Annotated in this window: 11 protein-coding genes and 1 pseudogene; 10 read left to right on the forward strand and 2 right to left on the reverse strand. The window is 64.5% G+C overall.

Features of this window, described 5'->3' with window-relative positions; translation table 11 throughout:
* Window positions 1-300: 300 nt before the first annotated feature.
* A complete protein-coding gene (locus QZ497_RS12025) occupies window positions 301-5,265 on the reverse strand; it encodes an RHS repeat-associated core domain-containing protein (protein WP_295474908.1) in 4,965 nt (1,654 codons plus the stop codon).
* Window positions 5,266-5,486: 221 nt separating this feature from the next.
* Between QZ497_RS12025 and QZ497_RS12030 the strand changes: the two genes are divergently transcribed.
* The 7 genes from QZ497_RS12030 (at window position 5,487) to QZ497_RS12060 (ending at window position 21,521) form a co-directional block, all read left to right on the forward strand.
* The gene (locus QZ497_RS12030) at window positions 5,487-7,268 is read left to right on the forward strand and encodes a hypothetical protein (RefSeq protein ID WP_295474910.1); all 1,782 of its coding nucleotides are present in this window, start codon (window positions 5,487-5,489) and stop codon (window positions 7,266-7,268) included.
* Between the two features lie 71 nt (window positions 7,269-7,339).
* Window positions 7,340-9,727 carry a hypothetical protein gene (locus tag QZ497_RS12035; protein ID WP_295474913.1) on the forward strand — a complete coding sequence of 796 codons (2,388 nt, stop codon included), beginning with the start codon at window positions 7,340-7,342 and terminating at the stop codon, window positions 9,725-9,727.
* A 31-nt stretch (window positions 9,728-9,758) separates the two neighbouring features.
* Window positions 9,759-12,047, forward strand: a complete 2,289-nt coding sequence (locus QZ497_RS12040; RefSeq protein ID WP_295474916.1) for a hypothetical protein — start codon at window positions 9,759-9,761, stop codon at window positions 12,045-12,047.
* Between the two features lie 44 nt (window positions 12,048-12,091).
* Window positions 12,092-15,046, forward strand: a complete 2,955-nt coding sequence (locus QZ497_RS12045) for a hypothetical protein (protein ID WP_295474919.1) — start codon at window positions 12,092-12,094, stop codon at window positions 15,044-15,046.
* 255 nt (window positions 15,047-15,301) lie between these two features.
* On the forward strand, window positions 15,302-19,912 hold the full coding sequence (locus QZ497_RS12050; protein WP_295474923.1) for an RHS repeat-associated core domain-containing protein: 4,611 nt from the start codon (window positions 15,302-15,304) through the stop codon (window positions 19,910-19,912).
* Between the two features lie 71 nt (window positions 19,913-19,983).
* Window positions 19,984-20,727: an RHS repeat-associated core domain-containing protein gene (locus QZ497_RS12055; protein WP_295474926.1), complete on the forward strand. Its 744-nt coding sequence runs from the start codon at window positions 19,984-19,986 to the stop codon at window positions 20,725-20,727.
* On the forward strand, window positions 20,724-21,521 hold the full coding sequence (locus QZ497_RS12060; protein ID WP_295474929.1) for an RHS repeat-associated core domain-containing protein: 798 nt from the start codon (window positions 20,724-20,726) through the stop codon (window positions 21,519-21,521). Before QZ497_RS12055 ends, QZ497_RS12060 begins: the two co-directional genes overlap by 4 nt.
* Before the next feature lie 37 nt (window positions 21,522-21,558).
* On the opposite strand, the pseudogene QZ497_RS12065 reads toward QZ497_RS12060, so the two are convergent.
* Window positions 21,559-21,759, reverse strand: a pseudogene (locus QZ497_RS12065) (helix-turn-helix domain-containing protein); the annotation flags it as partial.
* Between the two features lie 383 nt (window positions 21,760-22,142).
* Here QZ497_RS12065 and kdpF point away from each other — a divergent pair.
* Genes kdpF through kdpB form a run of 3 tightly spaced genes read left to right on the forward strand, consistent with a single transcriptional unit; the run spans window position 22,143 to window position 26,058 of the window.
* Window positions 22,143-22,232: a K(+)-transporting ATPase subunit F gene (gene kdpF, locus QZ497_RS12070; RefSeq protein WP_253110809.1), complete on the forward strand. Its 90-nt coding sequence runs from the start codon at window positions 22,143-22,145 to the stop codon at window positions 22,230-22,232.
* Between the two features lie 10 nt (window positions 22,233-22,242).
* Window positions 22,243-23,937 (forward strand): potassium-transporting ATPase subunit KdpA, encoded by a 1,695-nt coding sequence (gene kdpA / locus QZ497_RS12075; protein ID WP_295474937.1) that lies wholly within the window; start codon window positions 22,243-22,245, stop codon window positions 23,935-23,937.
* A gap of 60 nt (window positions 23,938-23,997) precedes the next feature.
* A complete protein-coding gene (kdpB, locus tag QZ497_RS12080; protein WP_295474940.1) occupies window positions 23,998-26,058 on the forward strand; it encodes a potassium-transporting ATPase subunit KdpB in 2,061 nt (686 codons plus the stop codon).
* The last annotated feature ends 61 nt before the right edge of the window (window positions 26,059-26,119 follow it).

Here is a 26,119-nt window from a genome sequence, read left to right on the forward strand (position 1 = left end):
GTGAAAAGAGTGGATGGCAGTTGGGCTCCTACACGTGCTCCAGGGCACCGCGGCTTAACAGTTGCCATCCACCCCTCTCACCTCTGACTTTACCCTGTCGAAAGACACAAGCGGCTTCAGCCGCGAAGCGACCGCCTGTTCACAACAGATGCAGTGAATGTCCCTGGCGCTTTCGCGGCTAAAGCCGCTCCCACCGTGCCACATGCCGCTTGAGCGAACAGTATCGGAACTAAGATCCAATGGCGTCGCGATGACGAGGAAGGCATCTGGCGACTGCGCCAAGTCCCTTCCTCTATCGTGCTAACGGTGGATCGTCGATCCGCGAACAGGATACAAGCTGCGCACGGTGAGCCTGGGCAGGTGAGCATTCGGCGCACCCTGAGGCAGGCGCGGTATCAGAAAACCTCCGAAGCGGGATAACCAGCTGCGACCCCCGGCGCTGGTTGCAGCAGGGGAGGAGGCAGAGGCGAGCGTCGCCCTAGGTACAGGCAAAACGGATCGCGTCGAGAGCATATTCTGACCAATATCATCGATGCTGTTTCTGGCGACTGTCGCCATGCCAGTACTGACCGATCCCCTGCCGATGGCCGCGGACGCCTGTCCAGCGGCCCTCGCCGCCTTGGCTGCACTGGAGGCCATCGAATAGGCCGCGCCGCCGACGAGACCGGTCACGGCCGCGCCGATTCCCAGGTATTGCGCCCATTGATTGGCCTGTTCGTCTCCCGTTGCCGTCCCGATGGCGCTGGCGACGGTGGAACCGGCGCTCAGGGCGGCAGAGGTCGAGAGCGCGCCGAAGGCGACGGCGCCGGAAAGCGAAACGCCGCCTGCGCTGGCGGCGCCACCTGCCGCCGCAGAAGTGGCCGCTGTGGCACCGGCGGCTGCCGCCGTCGCCGCCGCCGTGCCTTCCGCCGCGCCAACGGCGACCGGTGTCAGTAAGCCATAGGTGGCGATAGCCGCCGCCACGGCGGCTACGGTGCCGATCACGCCCAGCGCCACGAACACCCAACCCAGGATGCTACCGCCGCTACCGCCACTGCCCCCCCAGCTCTCGTTCTCATGGTTGGTCCGCAGCCGCCCACTGAAGCCGATCGCAGCATGACCGGTGGGGTCGCGCAGGGCGATGGGGTTGCCCAGGCAATAGGTGTAGGGGTTCAGCCCGCCAGCCTCGAACGGGCTGAGGCTGTCCGGGCTGTGAAAGCGCATCAGCGCCGGGTTGTAGGCCCGGTAGCCCTTGCCCAGCAGGTACCAGCCGCTGGCTTCGTCGAGCGGCTCGCCGTTGAAGCCCAGGGCTGCGCCGAGCGGTTCCTCGCCGGAGCGCTGACCGTAGGCGCTGTACACGGCCTGACGCAGGGTGTCGGGTGTCGCGGCGCCGCGTACGCTGTGGTTGGCATCGCAGAGCAGTAGAGTCTGCTGGTCATTGCCGGGTTGCTGCTGGCCCAGGGGTTGCTCGCCCGCGGCTGCTTGCAGCCAGTGGGTCTGCACGCCGTTGTGTATCCGGCTGCTGATCCTGTCGCCTTCGTAGAAATGCAGGGCCTCGGCCTGGCCGGCCTGCTGGGTATTGACCAACTGATCGTGGCTGTCATAGCGATACTCGCCCAGCGCCTGGCCTGCGCTATCGCTGACCCGTTGCAGGCGGCTCAGGGGGTCGTAAGCCAGTTGTCGCCCCTGTTCGTCGTTGAGCTGGTTGCCATCGGCGTCGTAGCTGAAGCTCAGGTTGCCGCTGACCCTGGCCGGCGTGTAGCTGACGCCGGTCAACTGGCAGGGTGAGGCGAGGTCATAGGTGAAGCGTGCGCGTTCGCTCTGGCCATCGTCGAAACGGCTCAGCAGGGTGGTGATGTTGTCCAGCGCATCGAAGATGAACAACTGGCTGGTGATGCTTCGGCCCAGTTCATCGCGGGGCAGCAGGGTGCCGCTGCACAGGTGCTTGCTCAGGCGCCCGCGTGCGTCGTACTCGAAGTCTTCGTTGAGCAGCGTGCTGCCTGCCTGCTGCCAGTGACGGTTCTCCAGCAGCCCGTCGAGGCGCCAGCGCTGCTCGATGATCTGCTCGGGCTGGCCGGCCGGGCTGAGGGTGCGGAGGGTTTCGCGACCCTGGTCGTCGTAGTCGATCAGTGTCTGCACCTGGTTGCCGCTGCCCTGGTCATGGCTGGTGATCGTCTGTGGGCGGCCGAGGGCGTCGTAGTCGAAGGTGCCGCGCAGCTTGCCCTGTTCCAGGGTCTTGAGCTTCCCGGCCTGGTCATAGGTCCGCCGGGTTGCCAGGCCTGCGCCGCCGTCGGCGGCCGGTTCGGTGGTCTTGACCAGGCGCTCTTGCCAGGACTGTTCATACAGGGTCTGCCATTCGCGACCCTGGGCGTCGATCCAATCCTGGCTGAGCAAGCGATTGTGCTCGTCGTAGCCATAGCGGCGGCAGCCCAAGGCGTTGCCGGCGGAGGTCAGGCGTGCACTCACCGGGTCATAGTCGAAGCTGGCCGTGTCGTTCGCCGTAGCCACCGTCACGGTGGTGGGGGTGTCGGTCAGTTGCAGGTTGTATTGATAGTCCACCTGGGCGCCGGCCCCGGTGGTGCGCTGCTGCACCTGCAGATGTCCGCCCTGATAGCTGAAGTGCTCGGTGCGCTGCCCGACGCTGACGTGGCTCAGCCGCGAAAGCCCGTCGAAGCCCTGTTCGCCCATCAGAGTGTTCGCACCTGCGGCGTCGCGAACTTCGATCGCGGTGGCCAATGCCTCGCTGCTATGGGGCGCGTAATGGCGAATGATCACGCTGTTGTCAGGCAAGGTGTTCTCGGTCAGGCGCGACCAGGCGTCGTAGGCGTAAACGGTCCGTTCGCCGTACTCGTCGGTCGATTCGATACAGCGGCCCAGCCCGTCGTAGGCGTAGCCCAGATGGCTGACTTCAAGACCCTTTGCGTCCAGGCGGGCTTCTCGCGTGGGTTTGTCGAACAGGTTCATCCAGGTCTCGCTCAGGCCGCTGATCGCGCCATCGTCGCCCGCTGCCTGAGTCCAGCTGCGCACGATGGGGCCAGCGGACTCCGGTGTGCCGATGGGGTCGGTCTGGCGATGCTGGGCGACCCCATCAGGACCGACCACGCAGCGCTGCTCGCCCCAGATGTCGTATTCGTAGCGCTGGGCAAGCGTGAGAAGCTGGCCTTCCAGCTGGTCATGGTGAACCTCCTCGCTGATACGGTTCCAGGCGTCATAGCGGGCTTCATAGAGGGTCAGGCTGGCCCAGGGATCGTGGTCATCGAGGTGGTCGCGCTGTTCTTCAACGGCCCGGCCCACACCGTCGAGCAGGGTGCGGGTAGTCACCTGGCGGGCGTCGACGACCGTCTGTTCGGCGAGGATGTCGGGCCTGTCGCTCAATACATAGCTGTAGTGCCGGACCGCTTCGAAGGCCGTGCCGGGGGAGAGGGTCTCCTGCACCACTCGGTCGAGCGCGTCGTAGCGGTAGTGGCACTCCACGTCATCGATCCGGGTCAGCAGGGTTTGTCCGCTGTACAGCGCGTCCTGGCGCAATACGGTGCGGCGGGCGTCGTCGAAGCCGATCGTGGTGTCGCTCACTTCGACCACCGGCTGCCCGGAGGGCGGGTCGTCCGGTTTGCTCCAGGCATGTTCGGTCACGGTCGTCAGGCCGTTGAGCGTCACGCTTTCCCGATGCCTGCGAGCGTGGGCGAAGGCGTCCTGGGGAACGTGCAGGTATTCGAATGCGCTGTGCTGGAGTTCGACCTCCGGGGTTCCGTCGTCCCGCCACTGCACCAGTGTTTCACTTTGCGGCGCTATCCAGTCGGGTTGGCCGCTGTCATCCAGGGCCGCCAGGCTCAGGTAGCGGTGGCGTGTGCAGGTCTGCGGCGCATCCCCTTGGCCAGGTGCCGGATGGCGGGTCCTGCTTTTGAGGTGCCGTACGAAACCCTCCGGGTCCGCCGGGCAGCCGTCTTCGGAGCCATCGGCCGGATACCATTCCAGGGTCTCGGCGACGCCATTGGCCTGTTGCTGGTAAACCACGTTGCCGTGGTCGTCGAAGCGGCTGACCAGGCGCTCGCTGCGGATGCGCGTGGCATCGTCGGCCAGGCTCCAGCGGGTCTTGACCTCGCTGGGCAGTTGGCACTGGCGGGGCTGTTGCTCGAAGGGCAGGCCGTCGCGGTCATGGTAGGTATTGGTCAGCGTCTTGCGGGTATTGCCTTGGATGGTGACTTCTTCGGTCAGCAGGTGGAAACGGTTGAAGGTGCGCTGGATGGCCCGTACCGGCTTCTCGGCGACGTGCAGGGTCTCGGTGGTCTGGTATTCGTAGGGCTGGTTGTAGCGATAGAGGTTGTCCAGGCCATCGTCCAGCCAGGCGATGGGCAGCCCGGCACCCAGGAAATTGTGCTGGTTGCTGCTGTAGGTGTAGCGCACGTCCATTTCGGGCTGGCCGCGGCCCGGGTGGATCACATGGCGGGTCACACGGGGCAGGGGCGCCCGCCCACTCTGGGCCGGAAAGGCATGCCCGGCGTCGCGGTAGTAGATGTCTTCCTGGGCTCCGGTGGGGGTATGGACCGTGCTCAGGCGCAGTTGGCCGTTGATCTCGCTGTAGTTCAGGCGCCACGAGGCGGGGTCCTCGGTGGGCAGGCTGATCCGCGTGACATGATGGTCGCTGCCTTCCAGGGCCATGACGAAGCGCGCCAGCGCGCCGTCCGGGCCTGCGTAGGGGCGCAGGAGAATTTCGACTTCATGGCTGCGGCGGATGATGCTCAGCAGCGTTTCGCCGCACGCGTCGGTAATGGTCTTCAACAGGGCGTGGCCATTGTAGATGTCGTAGTCCAGGGCAATGGCATGGCCGGCAGGAGACAGCACTTGAACCGGTACAGCCGCACGTGAATTACCCACGCCGCGAACCTCGAGCATTTCCACCAGCCCGGATTTGTGCGCCAGCCGGTAACGCTCGTTGCCCAGGTCGTAGAGACGAAACCCCTCGATCTTCTGTTCTTTCATCAGCAGCCGGCCGTTGTCGCCGGTGCCGGTGACCTTGAAACTCTCGCCGCCGCTCACGGCGATCACCTGGTTGCTCAACTGGTACTGCGACAGTTGCAGGTTCCAGCCCAGGCCGAAGCCGCTGTCCGTGGTATTGAGCGGGTTGTAGGCCAGGGTCAGCGGCAGCTCCGGGCCGCGCAGCTCGTTGGCGGCCAGGGTCGGCAGGTCGATCGACAGGGTGTATTGCCCGGTTCGCGGGTCGACGCCGTTTTTCATGTAACCCATGAAGTTGAGTGCATTGGAGTGCACGGAAGTGGAAGCGGTCATCCTCTGAGCCTCGCTGTGGGGGTCTGACGCCTGGCTGAGTGGCATGACGGCTGGCGCGGTCCAGGCAGGGCGATTGTGTTCAGACCCTATCAGCCTGCGCTGCGCCGCGGACCTAGCAGCGCTGCCAGCTGTGCTGCGGCCAGGGGCAGGGGTAAAAAAGGCGCCAGTGAACAGAACGGCCGTTGCCATCGCAAGGCACCGACCTGCGCAAGGAGACCACCATGGCATTGCCCGCTCCCAAGGTGCCCGACCTGCAACCGGAGAACTGGATCGATCTGGACCAACTGGGCAGTGATGACCTGCTGACCTGGATCGATTACCCCGGCATTGCCGAGGGGGACGAGATCTTTCCCAACTGGCGCGGCTGCGGTGCCGATGGCAGTGTCCGTGACCTGTTGATGTCCGCTACGCCGGTAGTGGGGCTGGAGCCTGAAGGCTTCGCCTACCGCATACCCAATGCGCTATTGCACGAGCTGGACCAGGGGTGGGTGTTCTACTCGTACTTCATCGCCGACCTGGTGCAGCCGGGGCAGCCGGGTGAGGAGTCGCTGCGCCGGTTCTTCTACGTCGGCCAGCGTGACCGGCCGACAGGGCTGCCGGGCCTCGGCGTGCCGCAGTTCCGTGAGTCTCACGAGCTGCAGGTGGTCCTCGAATGGATCACCGGCAATTCGGCCACGGTGGTGGTGCCGCCCTATGTCGCGATGTCGGTCGATGACCAGGTCACTCTGACCCTGGCGCTGTACTTTGGCGAAGACGATCCCTTCGATGACCTGGTGCTGAAAAAGACCCTGACCGCCGCAGAAGTGGGGCAGCCGCTGAGCTGGGCGGTGCCGCGTAATGAGCTGGAAGTGATCGAGGGCGGTTATCTGGAAGCCCGTTACCAGATCGTCTATGCCACGCCCACTACCCCCACCCAGGGGCCGCTGCAGCGTTTCGATGTGGTGCGCAGCGCTTTGTCTCGACTGCCGGCTCTGAGCATCGAGGATTTCGGCGGCGGCCCGCTGGACCCCGAGCTGTTTCCCAATGGCATTACCCTGCTGGTCGAGCCCTATCCTGGCATGCAGCCCGGTGACGATGTGCTGCTCCACGCCAATGGCATCGAGGCGTTGGACCGCGCGCTGCGGATCGACGAAACGGTGGTGGACAGCGGCTTGCTGAGCTTTGCGGTCGAGCGGCCCTGGCTGGTCGCCAATAACGGCAAACAGGTGAGCTTCACTTGGCAATATGCCCGTGGGGGCGCAGCAGGCAGCAGCGAGCCGTTGTCCGTATTGCTGCGCAAACCCCTTCACCTGCCGCCGCCGGTGGTCGAGGGCGCCGAGCCGGAAGACCCGGTCGACGGTGTGCCGAGGGGTTACCTGTTCCCCGACAAGATCACCGGCGGTGTGTACGTGCATGTGCCCAATGAGGCGGTGATCGGCCCGGACGATGCCTTGCAGATGCACTGGGATGGGCATGCCAGCACGGGAAATATCGTGGTGACCGAGCCAATGCCCAGTGACCCGCTGCGGTTCTACATTCCGAAGGCGGCCATACCCGCCAATATCGGCAAGCGCCTGAACGTGTTCTATCAAGTCACGCCGCCCGGGGAACCGGCCTCCGCCTCGGAGCTGTTCGACCTGGAAATCCGCAGCATGCCTTCCGGGTGGCCGGCCCCGCAGTTGCGCAGACCCACCCAGTCTCGGCCCTTGTCGCTGGCCCAGGTACCCGCCAGCGGTGCGCTGTTCGCACTCGCCGCCTGGGTGTTCATGGCGGTGGGGCAGACGGTACGCATCGAGGCCTTAGGGCTGCTGAGCACCGGAGAACAGGACAGCCTGTTGCTGCGCGATGATCTGCCGGTCAGTGAGGATGAGTACTACGCAGGCGAACTGCAGGCCACCTTGTCCCGTGCATTCCTCGAGCGGCTCCAGCCCGGCAGCCACTTCGAAGTGCGGGTGCGTACCAGTTTCGATGATGGCCACAGTTACATCGCCTTCGTCGATGTTTCGATCCAGTTGGTGGCGTGAGGCCGGCAGGCTGGCGCCACCACCGAAGATTCGCGCCCACTCGGTGGGCCGATTGCCAGGGAGGCAACCCCATGAGTGACAATTCACTGCAAAGCCTGCTGGAGTGGATGGCCAATCCCACTACCGAAATCTTGCATGGCTGGGACTCGATCGCGGCGCTGAGCCGTGACAAGTGCAACCTGCTGTTGGCCCAGGCTTACATCGCACGATTCGATTCGGCCAGCTACCTGCCGCCCATCAGTGGTCGGGTAACGATGGTGGAGGGCAGCTTCGAGCAGCACATCCATGATTTCGTTCTGGATGTGCCACGGCTGTCGTTCGAGAACGCCAATATCGACGACTCCCGAGCCCGCTTGAGCATGTCGGTGATGGGCGGCGTGCAGGTGGCGATGAAAAAGGACGTGGACATCTGGAGCGCCGTGCGGGTCGACGAGATCGACCCGCTGCAGGGACCTCGCCTCGAGCTGGAGCTGGAACTCGACCGAGTGCCCGGCAGCGTCGAAGCCGGCGGGCGTGTGCTGCTCGACCTCAAGCACAGCGACAATTTCAGCCTGACCTTCGCTCAGACCGAACACGAGCGGCGCCTGGGCGGCGAGTTCTTCAAGGACCTGTTCAACCAGTTGCCCGATGAGCAACGCCTCTTCGTCCTGGGGAAAATCCAGCCCAACGACCAGCTGTTGCTGAGCCCGCAGTCCTTCCGCCTGCGTACCCAGAGCAAAGGTCAAGGGGATGCCGACGGCGCGATCCTGATTCTCATCTGCATGCAGCAAAGCAACGAAGGCGCCATTCCCGGCACCGGCTATCGCTATCTGATTGCGGACGACGCCGGGAAGGATTATTCGGCAACGGTGCTGCTCGACCGTGAGCGGGTGTTCGAGGCTGGTGTATTGGAAATGGTCGCCGACATGATTGGCGGGTATCACTTCACCTACCAGCGTGACGAGTATGGAAAGCTGTTGTCCGCGACGACGACGGCAGGAGCGCTGGAAATCGCCCCCATGCTGGTCCCCATGCCCCTGCCACAGTTTCCTGGCGATGGCCAGTTTTACATTTTGAACGTGCTGTGTGAAAACCTGCGTTTCTCCGCGGCGGCTCCTCATGAGCTGAAAGTGACCTTCAATGACCAAAAGGCCAAGCTTTCATGGAGCGCTACGGCGAACGGTGACCTCCGGCTCTCGCTGCAGGATATGGATGACGTATTCGTTTCCGGTGAAATCAGCTTCGACGTGCAGATGGAAGCGGAATATGAATTGTCTGCGGTTGATCTGACCATCAAACGCAGCCATTGGGAGCCTATCGTGCGTCCGATAATCCCCCCGGAGCCGCCTGAGCAGGCAAGGGGAGGAGTGAAAGACTTATTGCTCGCGATTCTGAAGGCTTCCTGGCACCTGATCTCTATTTCGATAGGTAGCACCCTTGCGCTCGGTATGGTCCTGGCGAGCATTGAAGTGCATATGGTGCTGCTGCAGCAGCTCAACAAATCATTGGAAGCCTTGGTCCGCGACAGCATCAGACTCAACTTCAGCCAGTCCATTGTCGCGGACGCGCTGTACCTGCCCCATGATCTCGGCGCCTTTGGCCGTATCGACCCGGTACTGAGTACTTTCGCCGTCACCCCCATGCAACCGCTGATCGGCGCGGGTGAGACCTGCCTGTTCGGCACGCTGCCTGCCGTGGCGGGGCTGAGCTGGAGCGTGGATGATCTGCAGCGCAGCGGCCGCGAGGCCGGCAGCATCGACCAGAACGGTCTCTACCAGGCACCGGCGGCGAGTGCCATCGAGGGGCGCTTCCTACGCGTGCGGGTCACCGCCCGCGACCCACAGACGCTCTACCAGAGTTCGGCGCTGCTCACCATCGTGCCCAGCGGCCTGACCGTGAATCCGCTCATTCAACTGTGCGATATCGGCGGGCGAGTGGAACTGGCCGCCGGCCAGCTGGGCGAAGGCAGCCTCTTCTGGTCGATCCGCGATCCGGTAACCGGCGAAAGCGGCTCGCTGCAGCCCAGCGACAAGCCCGACGGCGATCACAGTTATGTGGCCACGACCCAGCCGATTGCCCACCGGAGCTATGTGCTCGACGAAATCGAAGTGCGCAACGACAGCACCGGGCACGTGGCCCAGGCCCATGTGCTGGTGCTGCTCGAAGCTCCGGTGCTGAGCATCAAGGTGGCGCAGGATGCCGCCTTGGCTGCCGGCCAGGTGCAACTGCAGGCCTGGAAGGGCAGCAGCCAGCGCAAACCTGAGTGGTCACTGCCGCTGGGCGGGCCAGGGAGCATCGATGCCGACGGGCTGTACACCGCTGATCCGCAGGCCACCGAACGTTTCGTGCTGGTGATGGCCCGGGAAGACTTGATCGAGCTGGTGGACCTGGTCTTCGAGGGGCACATCATCCTGCCGCTGCCGCTGGCGGATTTTCCCAACGAACTGGCCGCACTGAGCGTGCCATCACCCACCATCTGAACAACGCGACACTTGCCAAGGAGGCACTGCCATGACAGGCAACTCACTGGACAGCCTGGTGGCCTGGATGAAGGATGAACCGCGGACCTACGGTTCGGATGCGATCTTCGCCCTGGCCATTCCCTGGCTCAATCAGGCGCTGCTGGATTTGTACACCACGCGCCTGAGTGCCCAGGACCACTGGCAGCTCCCGACGCTCAGTGCCGAGGTGCCAGAGACCAGCTTCACCCACTATTTTTCCGGCCTCATCCTGGGCGCGCCCGCGTTCAGCCTGCAGGGCGCTTCGCTGGAAACTCCGCGCGTCGCCCTGCGCCTGCCGCTGCTGGCGGGTCATGACCTGCTGGTCGATACCGTGGCCGGCAACCGCAGCATCGTGCGCTTGTCGTCCTGGGCGGGCGAGGACGGTATCGAGCTGCTGCTCAACGTCGAACCACAAGGTGAGCAGCGCCAGGTGAACATCGACCTGGCCGGCGCAGACAACGTGCAACTGCAATTCCCTGGCACCCCGGCCGAGCAGCGCGAAGCCGGGCGTGCGATTCAGGCCTGGTTGCAAGGATTGGAAAGCGGCGTGCGGCAATGGCCTGTGGCGGCACTGCCGAACCTCGATCACCCGCTGATGCACATCGGTTCGCTGGCCGTCCGGCTGCAGGCTGCGCCCGCCACCCAGCGGGGTGATAACGCTGATGGCGCGTTGTTGCTGTTTGTCGGCCTGGCGCCCAACAACGTCGCCAGCGTTCCCACGCAGGGCAGCGGATTTCGTTACCTGTTGCCGGATGACGCTGAGCAGGCGTTCTCTTTCACGGCATTGTTCGCGGGTCATCTGGTGCACCGCGCAGCCTTGGGGCTGGCGGTTCAGGGGCTGCTTGAGGGCGGGCAGTTCGAGTTCCAGCCGGCCAACGGTGTGCCCGCACGCATGGTGGCCACCAGCGGGGCGCTGCGCGTGCCTGCGACAAGCCTTGCCAGCCCGCAGTTCGAGTTTCGCAGCGAGGCCTTCACCCTGCAGGCCGCAGACACGGAGTCACCCTTGGCGGCGCACTTCGATCACACCGGTGCGCGTCAGGTCGGAGTCTTTGCCTGCGAGACGGCATTCAGTTTTAAAGCCCTGGATGCGTCCGGCTGGCGCACCTATACGGGTTCTTTCCAGGTGCGGGTCGAGTATCAGTTCCATGTGCTGGGCCAGGCCTCGGCCCGCTACGGCATGCAGGGGCAGCTGTTCGTGCCTTACGACCTCGGTGTCGAAGCCGAGCCGCTCAGCGGCCTGCCGGCACTGCCGGCCGAGGAAATGGAACAGATCCAGGGCTTCATCGCCCAGACCGTCAAGCGCCGTTTTCTGCATGGGCTGGCCGAGGGGCTGACCCTGCAAGCCCCGGAAAGCTTTCTCGAGAGCGTCGAAGTCAGCGAGCGTTATGCGCTGCAGCCCGATGTGCGAGCGCTGCCTCTCGATCTGGCGCTGTTTGGCCGGCTGGCCGAGCCAGGCGCGAACTGGCACGTCGTGCCGCACCCGGCGGCGGTCGTCGCCGGTGAGCGTTTGCAGCTGCGCGCTGAGCCGGAGCAAGCAGACCTGACCTGGAGCGTGCTCGGCTTGCCTGGCAGCAGCGGCGACCCAGGCAGCATCGATGCACAGGGTCTGTACCGGGCACCACCGGCGCACGCCATGAACGCCAGCGTCAGTCGTGTATTGGTGATGGCCAGGCAGACGGCCACCGGGCAGTCGCGGCTCGCGCTGCTTACGGTCTCGGACCGGCCGATCAGCGTCAACCCGCTCATCCAGGTCTGCAACCACGGCGAGCGCCTCGAGTTGACGGCCCACCATCCGGCTGGCCAGAGCCTGGAGTGGGCGATCAAGGATCCGCAACCGGGGGAAAGCGGCACCCTGGAGCCGGGTGGGCCTTTCGCGTCATGCACCTATGTCGCGGCGGCACGTGTCGCCGACAAGACTTACGTGCTCGACGAGATCCAGGTCATCGAACCGCAAAGCGGCAAGGCGCAGTCGGCCTATGTGCTGGTGCGTCAGGCCGCCTCCACCTTGGTGATCAAGCCCGACCCCGAAGCGTTCCCTGGCGAAGCGCGACTGCAGTTGCACGCTCAGGTGGGTGGTACGCCACGACAGGCGACCTGGAGCCTGCCGCTGGGCGGGCCGGGTTTCATCGACGAACAGGGCGTATACGAGGCCAGCGCCAGCGCCCGGCAGGCGTTCGTTCTGGTGTTCGCCCACGTCGCGATGCCGGAGCTGGACCTGGATTTCGACGGCCACCTCATTCTGCCCCTGCCGTTGGGCAGCGCGCCCGCCTTGTTGCGGGACCTGGCCGGTTCACAGTGATCGCCGTCCCTGGCGCGGGCCGGGGCGAGCAAGAGAGGCACATCATGTCCAATACGCTTGAAAGTCTTCTGCAACGCATGAGCGCAGGCTCCGTGACCCAGGGCTGGGGCGCCGTCGCGGTGTTCGCTCGGGACAAGATCAACATGCTGTTGCGCCAGGAGTTCATCAACAACTTCGGGCGTCAGCGCTGGCTGCCCTTGTTGACCGGCAGCCACCGCGTGATATCCGCCAGTGGCGCGGTCGCCGAGCTGGCGGATATCCAATTGGGCACGCCGCAGTTGTCGTTCGAGACCGCCTCGCTGAGCGATTCCCGGGCCGTAGTGCGCATGGACATCGTGGCTGGCCGCTATCTTTCCAGGCAGAAGGGGGCCAATGTCCCGGCTGCGCTGCTGTCGTCGTCCAGCATCACCCATGCACAAGGCTTCTGGCTGGAGATGGACATTGACCTGAGCATGGCCATTGGTGAAGTCGATCGGCGTGGGCGGGTGGTGCTTGATCTGTCCCGCGCCGTCGGGGTGCGTTGCAATCTGGCGGGCGATGACCAGGCGACCAATGAGCTGCTGGCCGAGCTGTTCCAGCGCCAGCTCGCGCGGTTGGCACCCGACCGCAGCGGGTTCCAGGTCGGGACCCTCAATCTCAAGCGCTATGGCCCATTGGCCCCGGTCGGCTTTCGCCTGCTGACCCAGGCGGCCCCCGGTGCCCGTATCAAAGAGGCGCTGAATTACGGCGACGGGGCCGTCGTGGTGTTCTTGCGTCTGCGCGCCAATATTGTCGATGGCCGATTTCCGCCGACCGCCGACTTTCCCTACCTGATTCCCAGCGACACGCACAGCCCAGGCCCCTTTTCGGCGACCTTCGTGCTGGCCATGAGCATGCGCCTGCATCTGCTGACCCATCCGCTGGAGGCTCTTGAAGACCTGCAATTTCCCAATGGTCACCGCTTCGGGGAGCAAATTCGCGAGGTACCCGCCGACCTTGCGGTGTTCGGCAATATCGAGCCGACGCAGGACTCCGTGTACATCGAACCGAGCGCGGCGGTACTGCGCCCTGGCCAGAGCAAGCAATTCACGGTGCGTTTGGGCAACGGCACACAGCCGGCCACCCAGAACTGGCGAGCGGTCAGCCTGGAGAGCCATACCGAGCAGGGGCATGGCACGATCAATGGCGGTCGCTATACCGCTCCGGCGCCGGATCAGGTCGGCCACGACACCCTCACCGTGGTCATCAGTGCCGACTACGAGGCCCAAGGCGGGACCCGCAGTGTCTCGACCCAGGTGCGCGTGGTTTACGACAGCATGAGCATCACCCCGCGCCTGGCCTCTCGCGTACCGCAAACCGTATCGGCACCGATTCGCCTGGCGGCCTCATCGCTGGAGGGGGAAGCGGTGACCTGGTCGCTGCGGGGCCCTGAGCAGGGCGAGCTGGCAGTGACCGCTGACGGGCAGGCGCTGTTCAGCCCCGCTGCGCACCTGGGGCGCACCAGCATCGAGGCCCAGGAAGTCGAGGCGTCAGGCAACGAGCGACGCCAGGCCAGCCTGCTGCTGGTCAGTGGCCAGCAGTTGCTGGGCGTGCAGGCCGCGCAGACCCGCGGTATCCGCCGCTCGGCAGGTATCCAGCTGCAGGCCGATGCCAGCCTGTTGCCGGGGTTGCCACGACGTTGGCGGCTGCTGAGCGGAGGTGGCAGCGTGAGTGCATCGGGCCTGTTCAGCGCGCCTGCCGAGGGCATCACCGCCAGCAGTGTGGTGCTCTGCGAAATCGTCGACCACGACATCGTCCTGGCCAGCGGTTATTGCGTCATGGACATGTCCGAGCAACTGGAGGAAGAACACTGGAAAGACATCTCGCAGTTCACCCTGCGGGTCAAGGGTGGGTTGGATGACGAGCGTCGTGGCAGCCTGTATGCCAATGGCTACCAACAGCTCGAGCTGGAAGTGCTGGTAGAGACCCAGCTCGTGGGTGAGCAACCCATACCGCTGAATGCCTGGGAGCTGAACTCGATCACTATCGTGGAAAATCGTGGCGATCAGTGTGTCGAGGGTATCGATCCGCAGGAGCAAGGCATCCCCGAAACGGATGTTGAACAATGGCGCACCTGGGTCCAGCGCAACCGCTTCGAACTTGCTTCGCCTGGTCAGACGCGTTCTGACCAGGCAAAAGACGCCAATCCTTCGAGGCGCATCGTGCCGCGCTACCTGCACAGCCGGCTGGGCAGCAACACGTCGGTGACTTTTTATGCACAGTTTCAGCGCTCTGACAATCTCAAATTCGAGCGCTCCACCGATAAAAGCGAGCTGTATGGCACGGTCACCGTCACCTCGCAAGCGATTCCCGCGTTCAGCCCTGAGTACTACAAATTCGAGCGCAAGCGGGTAGACGGTGGGGGCGACCCCGGCGGTCCCGATGAAGATGATTTCGACTACCACCTGCGCACTGTGGACTACTGGACTCTGAGCTACCGCCCGCCCAGCCTGAACAGTGTGCGCTTCGAGACGCTGGAGTTCGTGGCCGAAGGTGCGCTGGATGCGCTCAACCGCTCCATGGTGGCTTGGGAAAGTGAAGCCCTGTGGGAAGAGATGTTCAGCTGGACCGGCTACATCTTCGACGACCCGCAAAGCGCGACGGACGACAGCGCTTATGTGCAGTTCGACGATGACCTGGAAAAACTCGTGAAGGGTTCCGAGGAATCGAATGACGAGCGCAACTTCCCGATTGAAATCGACCGGAACTTCTTCCAGCCAGGCACTCTGGTGATCACCCTGCATCGTTCCGATCGGGTCGCCTACGTGCCTGCCAGTTCCAGCGAGCAAAGCGTGCCGCTTATTAGCCCGGTACGCGACAAGCTCTCCAGGCCCTTGATGGTGGTGCTGCGTGACCGGCAGGGCAACGTGCACAAGCGCAGGATCAGCTTCGATGCGCCCGCCAACCTGGGGCACCGCAATCGTTTGAGCCACGTGGAGTTCGACCGATACGTGGACAGCCTGGGCGTGCCGCGCAGTTGAGCGGCGCACACCGGACCGTGCTGGCCTTAACCCAGCACTGCTCGGTCAGGCGTTATGTGCCTCGCCAGGAGCGGCTTCAGCCGCGAAAGCGCGAGGAAATTCAGCGCATCTGTTGTGAACATGCGCTCGCTTCGCGGCTGAAGCCGTTCCTGCAGGCGAGAAGCCGGCCAGACCGAACAGCATCAACCTTGAACCCCGATCATCCGCTACAGACCTGTTGCCGTTCACGGGCCTCTTTGCCACAGGAACATCGACATGACCGTTTCCACTTCCGTGCATTCCAATGCCTTCAACTTCATGAGCTTCGTCAAGGGCGGGGTGGACCCGCGCACCGGTCAGTACACCCTGGCCATCGAGTTGCCCGCCCTGCAAGCCAACGACCTGCGCGGCCCCGGCCTGCCGCTGAGCTTGGGCTATAACCCGCTCAACGGCACCGACAGCGGTTTCGGCCTGGGCTGGAGCCTGCGCCTGTCGCAGTACATGCCCGGCAACCAGGTGGTGTCGCTGGCCAGTGGCGAGTCGTTCAAGGTTACTGAGAGCGGTGACGCCGGTCGGCTGCTGATGCGCGAGCAGAAGATCGATAGCTTTCACTTCTATCAGGTTGCCCAGGATCGTTATCGCATCGCCCACAAATCCGGCCTCACCGAGTGGCTGGAAGTCCGTGGCAGCGCTTCGCATCTGGTGGCGGTACCGGTACAAGTGCAGGCACCGGAAGGCCACGTCCTGAATCTCGACTACACGACCTTCAACGGCACCTACCCGCTGCTGAACAGCGTCACCGACCAGGCCGGGCAGATGCTGCTGAGCGTCGAGCGGACCAGCAGTGAAGTGCGGATCCTGATGAATCCGGGGGCGGGTGAGGCGGGCGAGCCCCTGGCCTCTTTCATCATGAGCCTGGTGGGCAGCGACCATCATGTCATCCGCATTACCCTGCCCACTGAGGAGCAGGCCAGCTGGCGCTTCGGTTACCAGCGGGTCAACGAGCATCTGTGCCTGAGCAGCGTCGAAACCCCTACCGGTGCCCAGGAGCAGCTGTTCTATCAGGACGGCGGGCACCAGCTGCCGGCCAATGCCGGGCGCACGCCGCTGCCTCGGGTGACCCGGCATCGGGTCGAACCCGGTTTCGACCAGGCTCCGGTGGACGTGCATTACAGCTACGGGCCTGGGGTGCACAACTTCCTGGGGGGCGGCCTGAACATCGGCTGGGCAGAGGATGGCCTGGACAATCTGTACCGGCATGGCGGCACCTATGAGTATCAGTGCACCGAGACCCTGCATGTCGATGAGCAGCCGGTGCGCAGCATCCAGCGCACCTTCAACCGCTTTCACCTGGTCACCGAGGAGGTCACCACCCAGGGCAAGGCGCGCAAGAGCGTCAAGACCCTTTATCACGACCATGACGGTGTGCCGTTCGAGCAGCAGCCCCGGCAGTGTCAGCTGCCCAGCGAGACCACCACCAGCTGGGGCCTGACCGATGACGCCACGCGCTTTCGCAGCGAGAAGGTGACCACGGCTTATGATGACCACGGCAACCTGACCCGTGAAGTGCAGGCCACGGGTGTCACCGAGGTGAGTACCTGGTATTCCGCTGCGGGTGAAGGCGACGACTGCCCGCCAGACCCGGAAGGCTTCGTGCGCTGGCTGAAGGACAAGACCGTGACCCCGGCCACTGCCGAGGGCGACGCACCGCTGCTGCGCACGCGCTACCGCTACCTGGGCCTGCCTGCCCTGGACGGCAGCGGTCAGCCCGATTGGCTGGCCACCCACAGCGAAACCCTGGTGCAAGTATCGGGTGCGCAGGAACAGACCCTGCAGCAAACCACCTTCGAGTACCTGGACACGCCAGATGACGCCTTCCTGCATGGTCGTACGGACAGCGAGACGCTGTCGCTCAATGGTCATGACACCGTCACTCGTTCGCTCTACAGCAAGGAAAGCAGCCCATTGTTCGGCCAGAGCATCCTGCGCACGGTGCAGACCCTGAGCGGTTTCGATGGCGAGCAGAAGGTCATCACCCTGGAACACTCGCTGTTCACCGGCGAGCCGTTGCTCAATCGCGATGACAACGACGTGGAAATCCGCTACCACTACGACGCCCTGCGCCGGGTGGTGGAGGAAACCGTAGCGCCAGGTACGCCCTGGGAAGCTTCGCGAACCTACAACTACCAGCTGTGTGCGAAGCCTGGCGAACAGGCTTGGCAGAGCCAGGTGGATGTCAAGGGCGTGCAGACCGTCTCGTTCTTCGATGGCCTCAACCGGGTGGTACGCGAAACCCGGGCAGACGCCGACACCCTCGGCCGGCAGGACCAACAGCGGCCGATCTACGCGGCCCGCTACGACGCCTGGGGGCAACTGCGCGAAGAAACCGAGTTCGACTGGCTGGAAAGCCGGCAGTTGGCCCTGAGCAGCCAGTACGACTATGACGACTGGGGTGAGCAGCGCTGCGTGACCGGCCCCGACGGGGTGCGCAGCATCGAAGAGACCGACCCCATAGGCACCCCGGCCAGTGCCGGGCCGATCCGTCGCAGCTGGCGTGAAGAGGCGGGGGGCTCCGCTCTGCGCACCGGCGTTACCGAGACTTGGTTGAGCCTGTTCGAGCTGCCGACGCGGGTCGAGCGCTTCGACCGCAGTGGACAGTCGCTGAGCCTACTGTCGTACGACTACGACGGGTTGGGCCGCAAGATTGCAGAACGCCAGACCGTGGACCAGGGCGGGCGTGTCACCGCTTACCGCTATGACGCTTTCGACCGTGAGACCGAAACCACCCTGGCCGACGATGCGGTGGTGCATCGAGGCTATGCCGCGCACAGCGCGGAGGATTTGCCGGTGCGCATCAGTGTCGAGCACAACGGCGCTGACAAGCTGCTGGGCGAGCAGGTGTTCGACGGCCTCGACCGGCGCAGGGAAGCCATCACCGGCGGGCGTCGCCAAGTGTTCACCTACGAGCCGGGATTGTTCCAGCCCAAGGACATGACCACCGCCAGCGGCGAGTTGGTGGAGTACGAATACCAGCCGCAACTGGGCACCGAGCCGGTACGCCGCCGCCTGCCCGGCAGTGTGCAGGCGGAGTACGGTTACGACGTGAAGAACGCCTTGCTGCTCGATTGTCAGGAGCAGGGCGAGTTCCTCGCCCGCGAATACTTCAGCACCCAGCAGCTCAAGCTCGAGACCCGGCGTTCCGGCGACGGCACCGAGTACCAGATGCACTACCGCTATAGCCGCCTGGGCCGCCTGCTGGGCTACACCGATGTACTCGGCCAGGAGCAGACCTGCACCTACGATGACCAGGGCCGCTTGACCGACACCGACCTGGGCAGCACCCATGCGCACCTGGAGTACGACGCGCTGGGACGTTTGCAGTCAGTCGTGACCCGTGATGACCAGAGTGGCCAGCAGTTGGGCACCGAGTTGGCCTATGACGACTTCGACCGCGAAACCCTGCGCACCTTCGACCTCAATGGCACGGCCCAGACCCTGGAGCAGCATTGGAACGAGGACGACGAGCTGACCCGGCGAACCCTGAAAGAGGGCAGCGAGCTGCTGCGTGACGAGACCTATGCCTACGATGCGCGTGGGCGCTTGAGCAACTATGAGTGCAGCGGCAGCCAGCCGCCGGTCGACCCTTATGGCAAGCAGGTGCAGCGCCAGGTGTACATCTACGATGCACTGGACAACATCACCACCGTGATGACCTATTCCGACGCCGGTACCAACCGCGCGCGGTATTTCCACGAGGGTCCGGACCCGGCGCAATTGACCCGTATCGAGAACAACCACGCCGATTACCCGACGGTCATCCATCTGGATTACGACGACAACGGCAACCTGCTGCGCGACGAGGCGGGCCGCACCCTGACCTACGACGCGCTCAACCGCCTGCTGACGGTCAGCGGCCCTGGCGCAGGGGGCAGCTACCGCTATGACCCGCTGGACCGGGTGGGCGGGCAGGACGACGAGCAGCGCTTCTATCAGGGCGACCAACTGGCGACCCGCCAGGGCGTCCAGGGCAGCAGCAGTTACCTGCGCGGCGGCGACCTGTTGCTGGCCGAAGCCGGGCAGACCCTGCTGGGCACTGACCAGCACAACAGCGTGCTGCATGAGCTTCGCGCCACGGGCGATGAATCGAGGGCCTACCTGCCCCATGGGCAAGAAGGTGACTCCCCAAAGCCTGATGGCGGCCCGGCGTTCAACGGTCAGTACGCCGAGCCCGCCATTGCTTGGCAACTGCTGGGCAACGGCTACCGGGCCTACAACCCGGCGCTGTTGCGCTTTCATGCCCCGGACAGCCTGAGCCCGTTCGACGAGGGCGGGTTGAATGCCTATGCCTATTGTGAGGGGGACCCGGTGAATGGCGAGGATCCGAGTGGGCATTCTCCATGGGGGGCTTTGATTCGGATGTTCAGGAACACGAAGACCACCCGTTCGGAGATTGCCAGCAAGATTCCCGCACCGTTGAAGGCAACGAAGGCTGATACACCTGAGCGGTTGAGCAAGATAACCAGCAAAGACGTCGAGCGCTCCAGAGAACTCGTCCAGATAACGACGGCGCAGCATCAAAAAGCGCGCGCGCGCCTCCAGAGAGCTATCCCTCAGGGACGTGTAAATCCCGACGAGTTGCGAAGGCTTGATGCAATTGAAGGGAGCGCATTCTCGACAGCACAAGAGGCGACGGAGGCGTATGACTACCTCAAGACCAACATCGGGCATCAAGGGATCACGCTCGAAGCGCGCCGAGCCACGAAGCATGAACTGCTGAGGTTACGCAAGTTTATTCGGGATGAGATTGCCGAGACCAGTAGACAGGTTCGTCTCCAGCTCCATGCTCAACGCGTCCAAGAAAGAGGCATAGCCGTAAGTATGGGGTGATTGCGTTCCGCTAAGGGGGGCAGCATGGGTCTATCGCTACCACGGTGTGCGCTGATAGCCGGAGGATGAGAATGAGCATTGAACTGCAGCATAGCGTGGCGGCAGCCAGTGTCGGCTGTGGCACGTACTCTCCCTATGGTTATCGGTCTTTGCCCGCCGATGGCGGTGGGCAGGGCTTCAACGGTGAGTTGCACGAACCCGGCCTTGCCTGGCAACTGCTCGGCCACGGCTACCGCGCCTACAACCCGGCGCTGATGCGCTTTCACAGCCCGGACAACCGCAGCCCGTTTGCAGAGGGCGGGTTAAATGCGTATGCCTACTGTCGTGGGGATCCGCTGAACAGGACCGATCCCAGCGGGCACGGTTCGTTGTTCGATCCCTTGCTACGGCATTTCACGACCGCGTCCAGCAAGGCCGTCAAGGTGCCCAGGCTGCTGAAGGCTGTCAGCCCGCAAAAATTGCAAGGTGAGCAGCCTGCTACCAGTCGTTTCAGGGATATCACCGGCCAGGACATCAACGACCTTAGAACCATCAAGCTGCACTACGAGCAGCAACTGGCGGTGCAGCGAAAACTGCCCAACCCGCCGCAAGCCCTGAGCGCCAGCAGTGACGCCGGGTCGCTGTCTAAAACGGTACACCCGCGGTCGCTGATTCCTGCCGGCTTGACTCACGGTGAAGTTGAGCAGGCGTATGTCTACTCGCTGGTCAATCTGGACAATCCAGGCATTACGAAATACTCCCGTGCTCTCGTCTCCCGGCTCGCCGAGCAGATTCGTGTCGCACATGGGCGCCCAGCAGGAGCACGGTTTCCATGACAACCGACCTGAGCAGACGCACGTGTTTCATGCAGTCGTCGCTATTCGCTTACACCCCGTACGGCTGGCCCAACCCACCGTGCCAGCGCAGCGGGCCAGGATTTGCCGGAGGCTTTCATGAGGCGAGCCTTGTCTGGCAGCTCCTGGGCAATGGCTATCGTGCCTACAACCCGGTGCTGATGCGTTTTCACAGCCCGGACAACCGCAGCCCGTTTGCCGAGGGCGGGTTGAACGCCTATGCCTATTGCCAGGGCGATCCGCTCAACCGGACTGACCCCTCGGGCCATGGCTGGCTGACGGCGCTGGGCTTCAGGCGGATGCGCACTTCACCAGGCAGCGTCTCCGACAGGCCGCCGATGCTCGAGGTGCTTGGGCCTGGCAGACAGCGCAGCCGCCTATGGTCGTTGACAGGAGACGATCAGGGCGCGCTCGAACTGATCGTGGCCGAGCGTGAAAGTCGTGCGGCCGAGCTTGGAAGCCGCTTGCTCGGCGCTGAGCAGGCGATGAAGAAATACCAGGCCAACCCTGGCCGCTTTGCTCAAGAGCTGAAAGTGCATCGGCCGCTACTTGAAGGTGCGCGCAGTGCTCATAACGCCAGTCTGGAGCTGTTGCAAAGTGCGCAAGCGGCGCTTCTCTACACCCAGGAAAACCTGGGCCGACCGGGTATCACGCGGCATGCGCGGGCGGCGATCAACGCTCGCGTAACGGCGATTCGCAAGCACCGCAACGACAGCTATGAAGCGCAGCTTGCCGCGCTGGCACGCCATCGCCAATCCCGCGGCATTCGCCACTGACGACAGTGCCTGCCACCGCGTGGCAGGCAGTGTGGCGTCAATCCAGACGAATGATCCCCTGTTCGATGGCGCGCACCAGCGCCAGGCGCATGGTGCACACGCCGAACTTGCGGCGGATGTTGCTCTGGTGGAAGTTGATCACGGCTTCGCTGCGGCCAAGAATGCGCGAGATTTCCCAGGCGGTCTTGCCCATCGCCACCCAGTGCAGGGTTTCCAGTTCCTTGTGGGTCAGCCTGACCGGGCAGGGGGGGTCGCAGGCAGTTGCGTTGTGGTGGTTCATGACAAGTTCCTCATCCATGGAAACTTGCCGGCCAGCATAGCGCCGATACGGCGGCGGCGAACCTGACAGAAATGACACTTCGGCACCGGGCGGCCCGGCAGACGGTTGTTGGCGCTTGCTCACGAAGGCGCCGGAAAATTCACTGCATCTGTCGTGAACAGGTGGTCGCTTCGCGGCTGAAGCCGCTTACCCGGCCTAACTGACCAGTACTGCGCCTGACGCCCGGCCCGCCTGCATCTTTACGCATTCTTTATGCCGCCAGGCGGCCTTCGATCTCGTTCCTTTACGCCCCCTTTGCGGACAATTTCCCTACACGGCCGTCGCCGTACAAGGGGAATTCAATGAGCGTTCTGGATGGGGTTTCACTGTTGCTCGGCATCGGGCTGATCGTCTACCTGCTCGTCGCGCTGCTGCGCGCCGACCGCCAGTGAGGGAACGGCCATGCACAGCTATGACTATCTGCTGATCGGCGCTTTTCTGCTGTTGCTGCTGGGCAGCGCGCCGCTGCTGGGGCGCTTCTGGTATCGGGTCATGGAGGGCGAACGCACCTGGCTCACGCCGTTGCTCGGCCCGCTGGAGAAGGGCTGCTATCGACTGTCCGGGGTCGACCCGGCTGCCGGTCAGGATTGGAAGACCTACGCGCTGGCGTTGCTGGGCTTCAACCTGGCGGGTTTCGTGCTGCTGTTCGCCCTGCTCATGCTGCAGGGCGAGCTGCCGCTCAACCCGCAGCAACTGCCGGGCCTGGAGTGGACCCTGGCGTTCAACACCGCGATGAGCTTCGTCACCAACACCAACTGGCAGGCCTACAGCGGTGAAGCTTCGTTGAGCTACCTGAGCCAGATGCTCGGCCTGACCGTGCAGAACTTCGTCAGTGCCTCCACCGGCATTGCCGTGCTGGCGGTGCTGTGCCGGGGTATCGCACGGCGCTCCACCCGCGACTTGGGCAACTTCTGGGCCGACCTGACCCGTGCCACCCTCTATGGCCTGCTGCCGATCAGCCTGCTGCTGGCGCTGCTGCTGGTGTGGCAGGGCGTGCCGCAGAACTTCGCCCACTACGTCGATGCCCTGACCCTGCAAGGCGCCGACCAGAGCTTGCCGATGGGGCCGGCGGCCAGCCAGATCGCCATCAAGCAACTGGGCACCAACGGCGGGGGCTTCTTCGGCGTCAACTCGGCGCACCCGTTCGAGAACCCCACGGCGCTGAGCAACCTGCTGGAGCTGGTGTCGATCCTGCTGATCCCGGCCGCGCTGGTGTTCACCTTCGGTCATTACGTGAAGGACATGCGCCAGAGCCGCGCGATTCTCGCCTGCATGCTGGTGCTGCTGCTGATCGGCGGCGCCGTGGCGCTGTGGGCCGAATACCAGCCCAACCCGACGCTGGCCATGGCTGGCGTCGAGCAGGCCGCACCGCTGGAAGGCAAGGAGGCGCGCTTTGGCGTCACCGGCACCACGTTGTGGGCAGTGGCCACCACGGCGGCCTCCAATGGCTCGGTGAACGGCATGCATGACAGCCTCAATCCGCTCACCGGCCTGGTGGCACTGGCCAACATGATGGTCGGCGAGGTGATCTTCGGCGGAGTCGGCGTGGGCCTCAACGGCATGCTGCTCAACGTGCTGATCGCCGTGTTCCTGGCCGGGCTGATGATCGGCCGTACCCCGGAATACCTGGGCAAGAAGCTCCAGGCCCACGAGGTCAAGCTGCTGGTCGCCACCTTGCTGGTGATGCCCCTGGGCGTGCTGGTGCTGGGTGCCATCGCCGCCAGCCTGCCCGGCCCGGCAGGTGCGGTGAGCAATCCGGGGGCGCATGGCTTCAGCCAGCTGCTGTACGCCTACACCTCGGCCACCGCCAACAACGGCTCGGCATTCGGTGGCTTTTCCGCCAACACAGCGTTCCACAACCTGATGCTGTCGCTGGCGATGTTCCTCGGGCGTTTCGGCTACATCCTGCCGGTGCTGGCTTTGGCCGGCAGCCTGGCGGCCAAGAACACCGCGCCGCAGGGCAGCGACAGCTTCCCGACCCATGGCCCGCTGTTCGTGGTGCTGCTGACCGTGACCATCCTGCTGGTGGGTGGGCTGACCTTCCTGCCGACCCTGGCGCTGGGTCCCATCGCCGATCAACTGACCCTGGTGCCTTAGAGGCGATGTATGCGCAGCCAAGACCGTTCACTCATCGAATCCGAATCAGGTAGCACTGACATGAACATGCTCGCCGATAAAACCCAGCAGGCGCGTGCGCCTGCCGAACCGGCCGCCACCGGCCTGGCCGCGCTGTGGCGCCCGGCGCTGGTGCAAGCCTTCGTCAAGCTCGATCCGCGCCAGCTGGTGCGCTCGCCGGTGATGCTGGTGGTGGAACTGACCGCCATCCTCACCACCGTGCTGTGCCTGGTACCCGAAGCCGGGGTGCCGACCAGCGTGGCGCTGCAGATCGCCCTGTGGCTGTGGTTCACCGTACTGTTCGCCAACTTCGCCGAGGCCCTGGCCGAGGGGCGGGGCAAGGCGCGGGCCGACAGCCTCAAGGCCGGCAGCGAAGGGCTCAAGGCGCGTCTGTGTGACGAGCAGGGCCAGTTCCGCATGGTCGATGCGCAGAGCCTGCGCAAGGGCGACGTGGTGCGCGTCGAGGCCGGCGAGATGATCCCCGGCGACGGCGAGGTCATCGAGGGCATCGCGGCGGTCAACGAGGCGGCGATCACCGGTGAATCGGCACCGGTGATCCGCGAGTCCGGCGGCGACCGCTCGGCGGTCACCGGCAATACCCGGCTGGTTTCCGACTGGCTGCTGATCCGCATCGGCGCCAACCCTGGCGAGTCGACCCTGGACCGCATGATCGCCCTGGTCGAAGGCGCCAAGCGCCAGAAAACGCCTAACGAAATCGCCCTGGACATCCTGCTGATCGGCCTGACCCTGATCTTCCTGCTGGTGGTCATGACCTTGCAGCCGTTTGCGCATTTCGCCGGTGGCAGCCTGCCGCTGGTGTTTCTGGTGGCGCTGCTGGTCACCTTGATTCCCACCACCATCGGTGGCCTGCTGTCGGCCATCGGCATCGCCGGCATGGATCGCCTGGTGCGCCTCAACGTCATCGCCCGCTCCGGGCGGGCGGTGGAGGCGGCCGGTGACGTGCACGTGCTGCTGCTCGACAAGACCGGCACCATCACCTTCGGCAACCGTCGTTGTGCCGGCCTGTACGCGGCACCGGGCGTGACCGCCCAGCAACTGGCCCAGGCCGGCCTGCTGGCCTCGCTGACCGACGACACCGCCGAAGGCAAGTCGATCGTCGACTACCTGCGCAACCTGCACCCGCTGCAGGAGCCGGCCGCGCACGAGATCGTCGGCGTGCCGTTCAGCGCCGAGACGCGCCTGTCGGGTGTCGACTACCAGGGCAAGGTGTATCGCAAGGGCGCGGTGGACTCGCTGCTGATGTTCCTCGGCCAGACCCGCGAAGACCTGCCCGTGCCCCTGGCCCGCGAGGTCGAGCGCATCGCCAAGTCGGGCGGCACGCCGCTGCTGCTGTGTGGCGAAGGCCGCCTGTTGGGCGCCATTCACCTCAAGGACGTGGTCAAGCCGGGCATTCGCGAGCGCTTCGAAGAGCTGCGCAAGCTGGGCATCCGCACCGTGATGGTCACCGGCGACAACCCGCTGACCGCTGCGGCCATCGCCGCCGAGGCCGGGGTGGATGACGTGATCGCCGAAGCCACGCCGGAGAAGAAACTCGAACGCATCCGCTACGAGCAGGCTCAGGGGCGCCTGGTGGCGATGTGCGGCGACGGGGCCAACGATGCCCCGGCGCTGGCCCAGGCTGACGTGGGCGTGGCCATGAACGACGGCACCCAGGCCGCTCGCGAGGCCGCCAACATGGTCGACCTGGACAGCGACCCGACCAAGCTGCTGGACGTGGTGCAGGTCGGCAAGGAACTGCTGGTGACCCGTGGCGCGCTGACCACCTTTTCCATCGCCAACGACGTGGCCAAATACTTCGCCGTGCTGCCGGCGCTGTTCGCCGCCATCTACCCGCAACTGGCGGTGCTCAACGTGATGCACCTGGCCAGCCCGCAGAGCGCCATTGTCTCGGCCATCGTGTTCAACGCGCTGATCATCGTCGTGCTGATCCCCCTGGCCCTGCGTGGGGTGCGGGTGCAGGCCGCGAGTGCCGCGCACCTGCTGCGCCGCAACCTGCTGATCTACGGTCTGGGCGGGCTGGTGGTGCCGTTCATTGGCATCAAGCTGATCGACCTGCTGCTGGTCGCCCTGAAGCTGGTGTAGGGCAAGGGTTCAGCCCGGCGAACCGGGCAGGAGCGGCTGCAGCCGCGCATGGCGCACACCG

The organism is uncultured Pseudomonas sp., from assembly GCF_913777995.1.
Taxonomy (GTDB): Bacteria; Pseudomonadota; Gammaproteobacteria; order Pseudomonadales; family Pseudomonadaceae; genus Aquipseudomonas.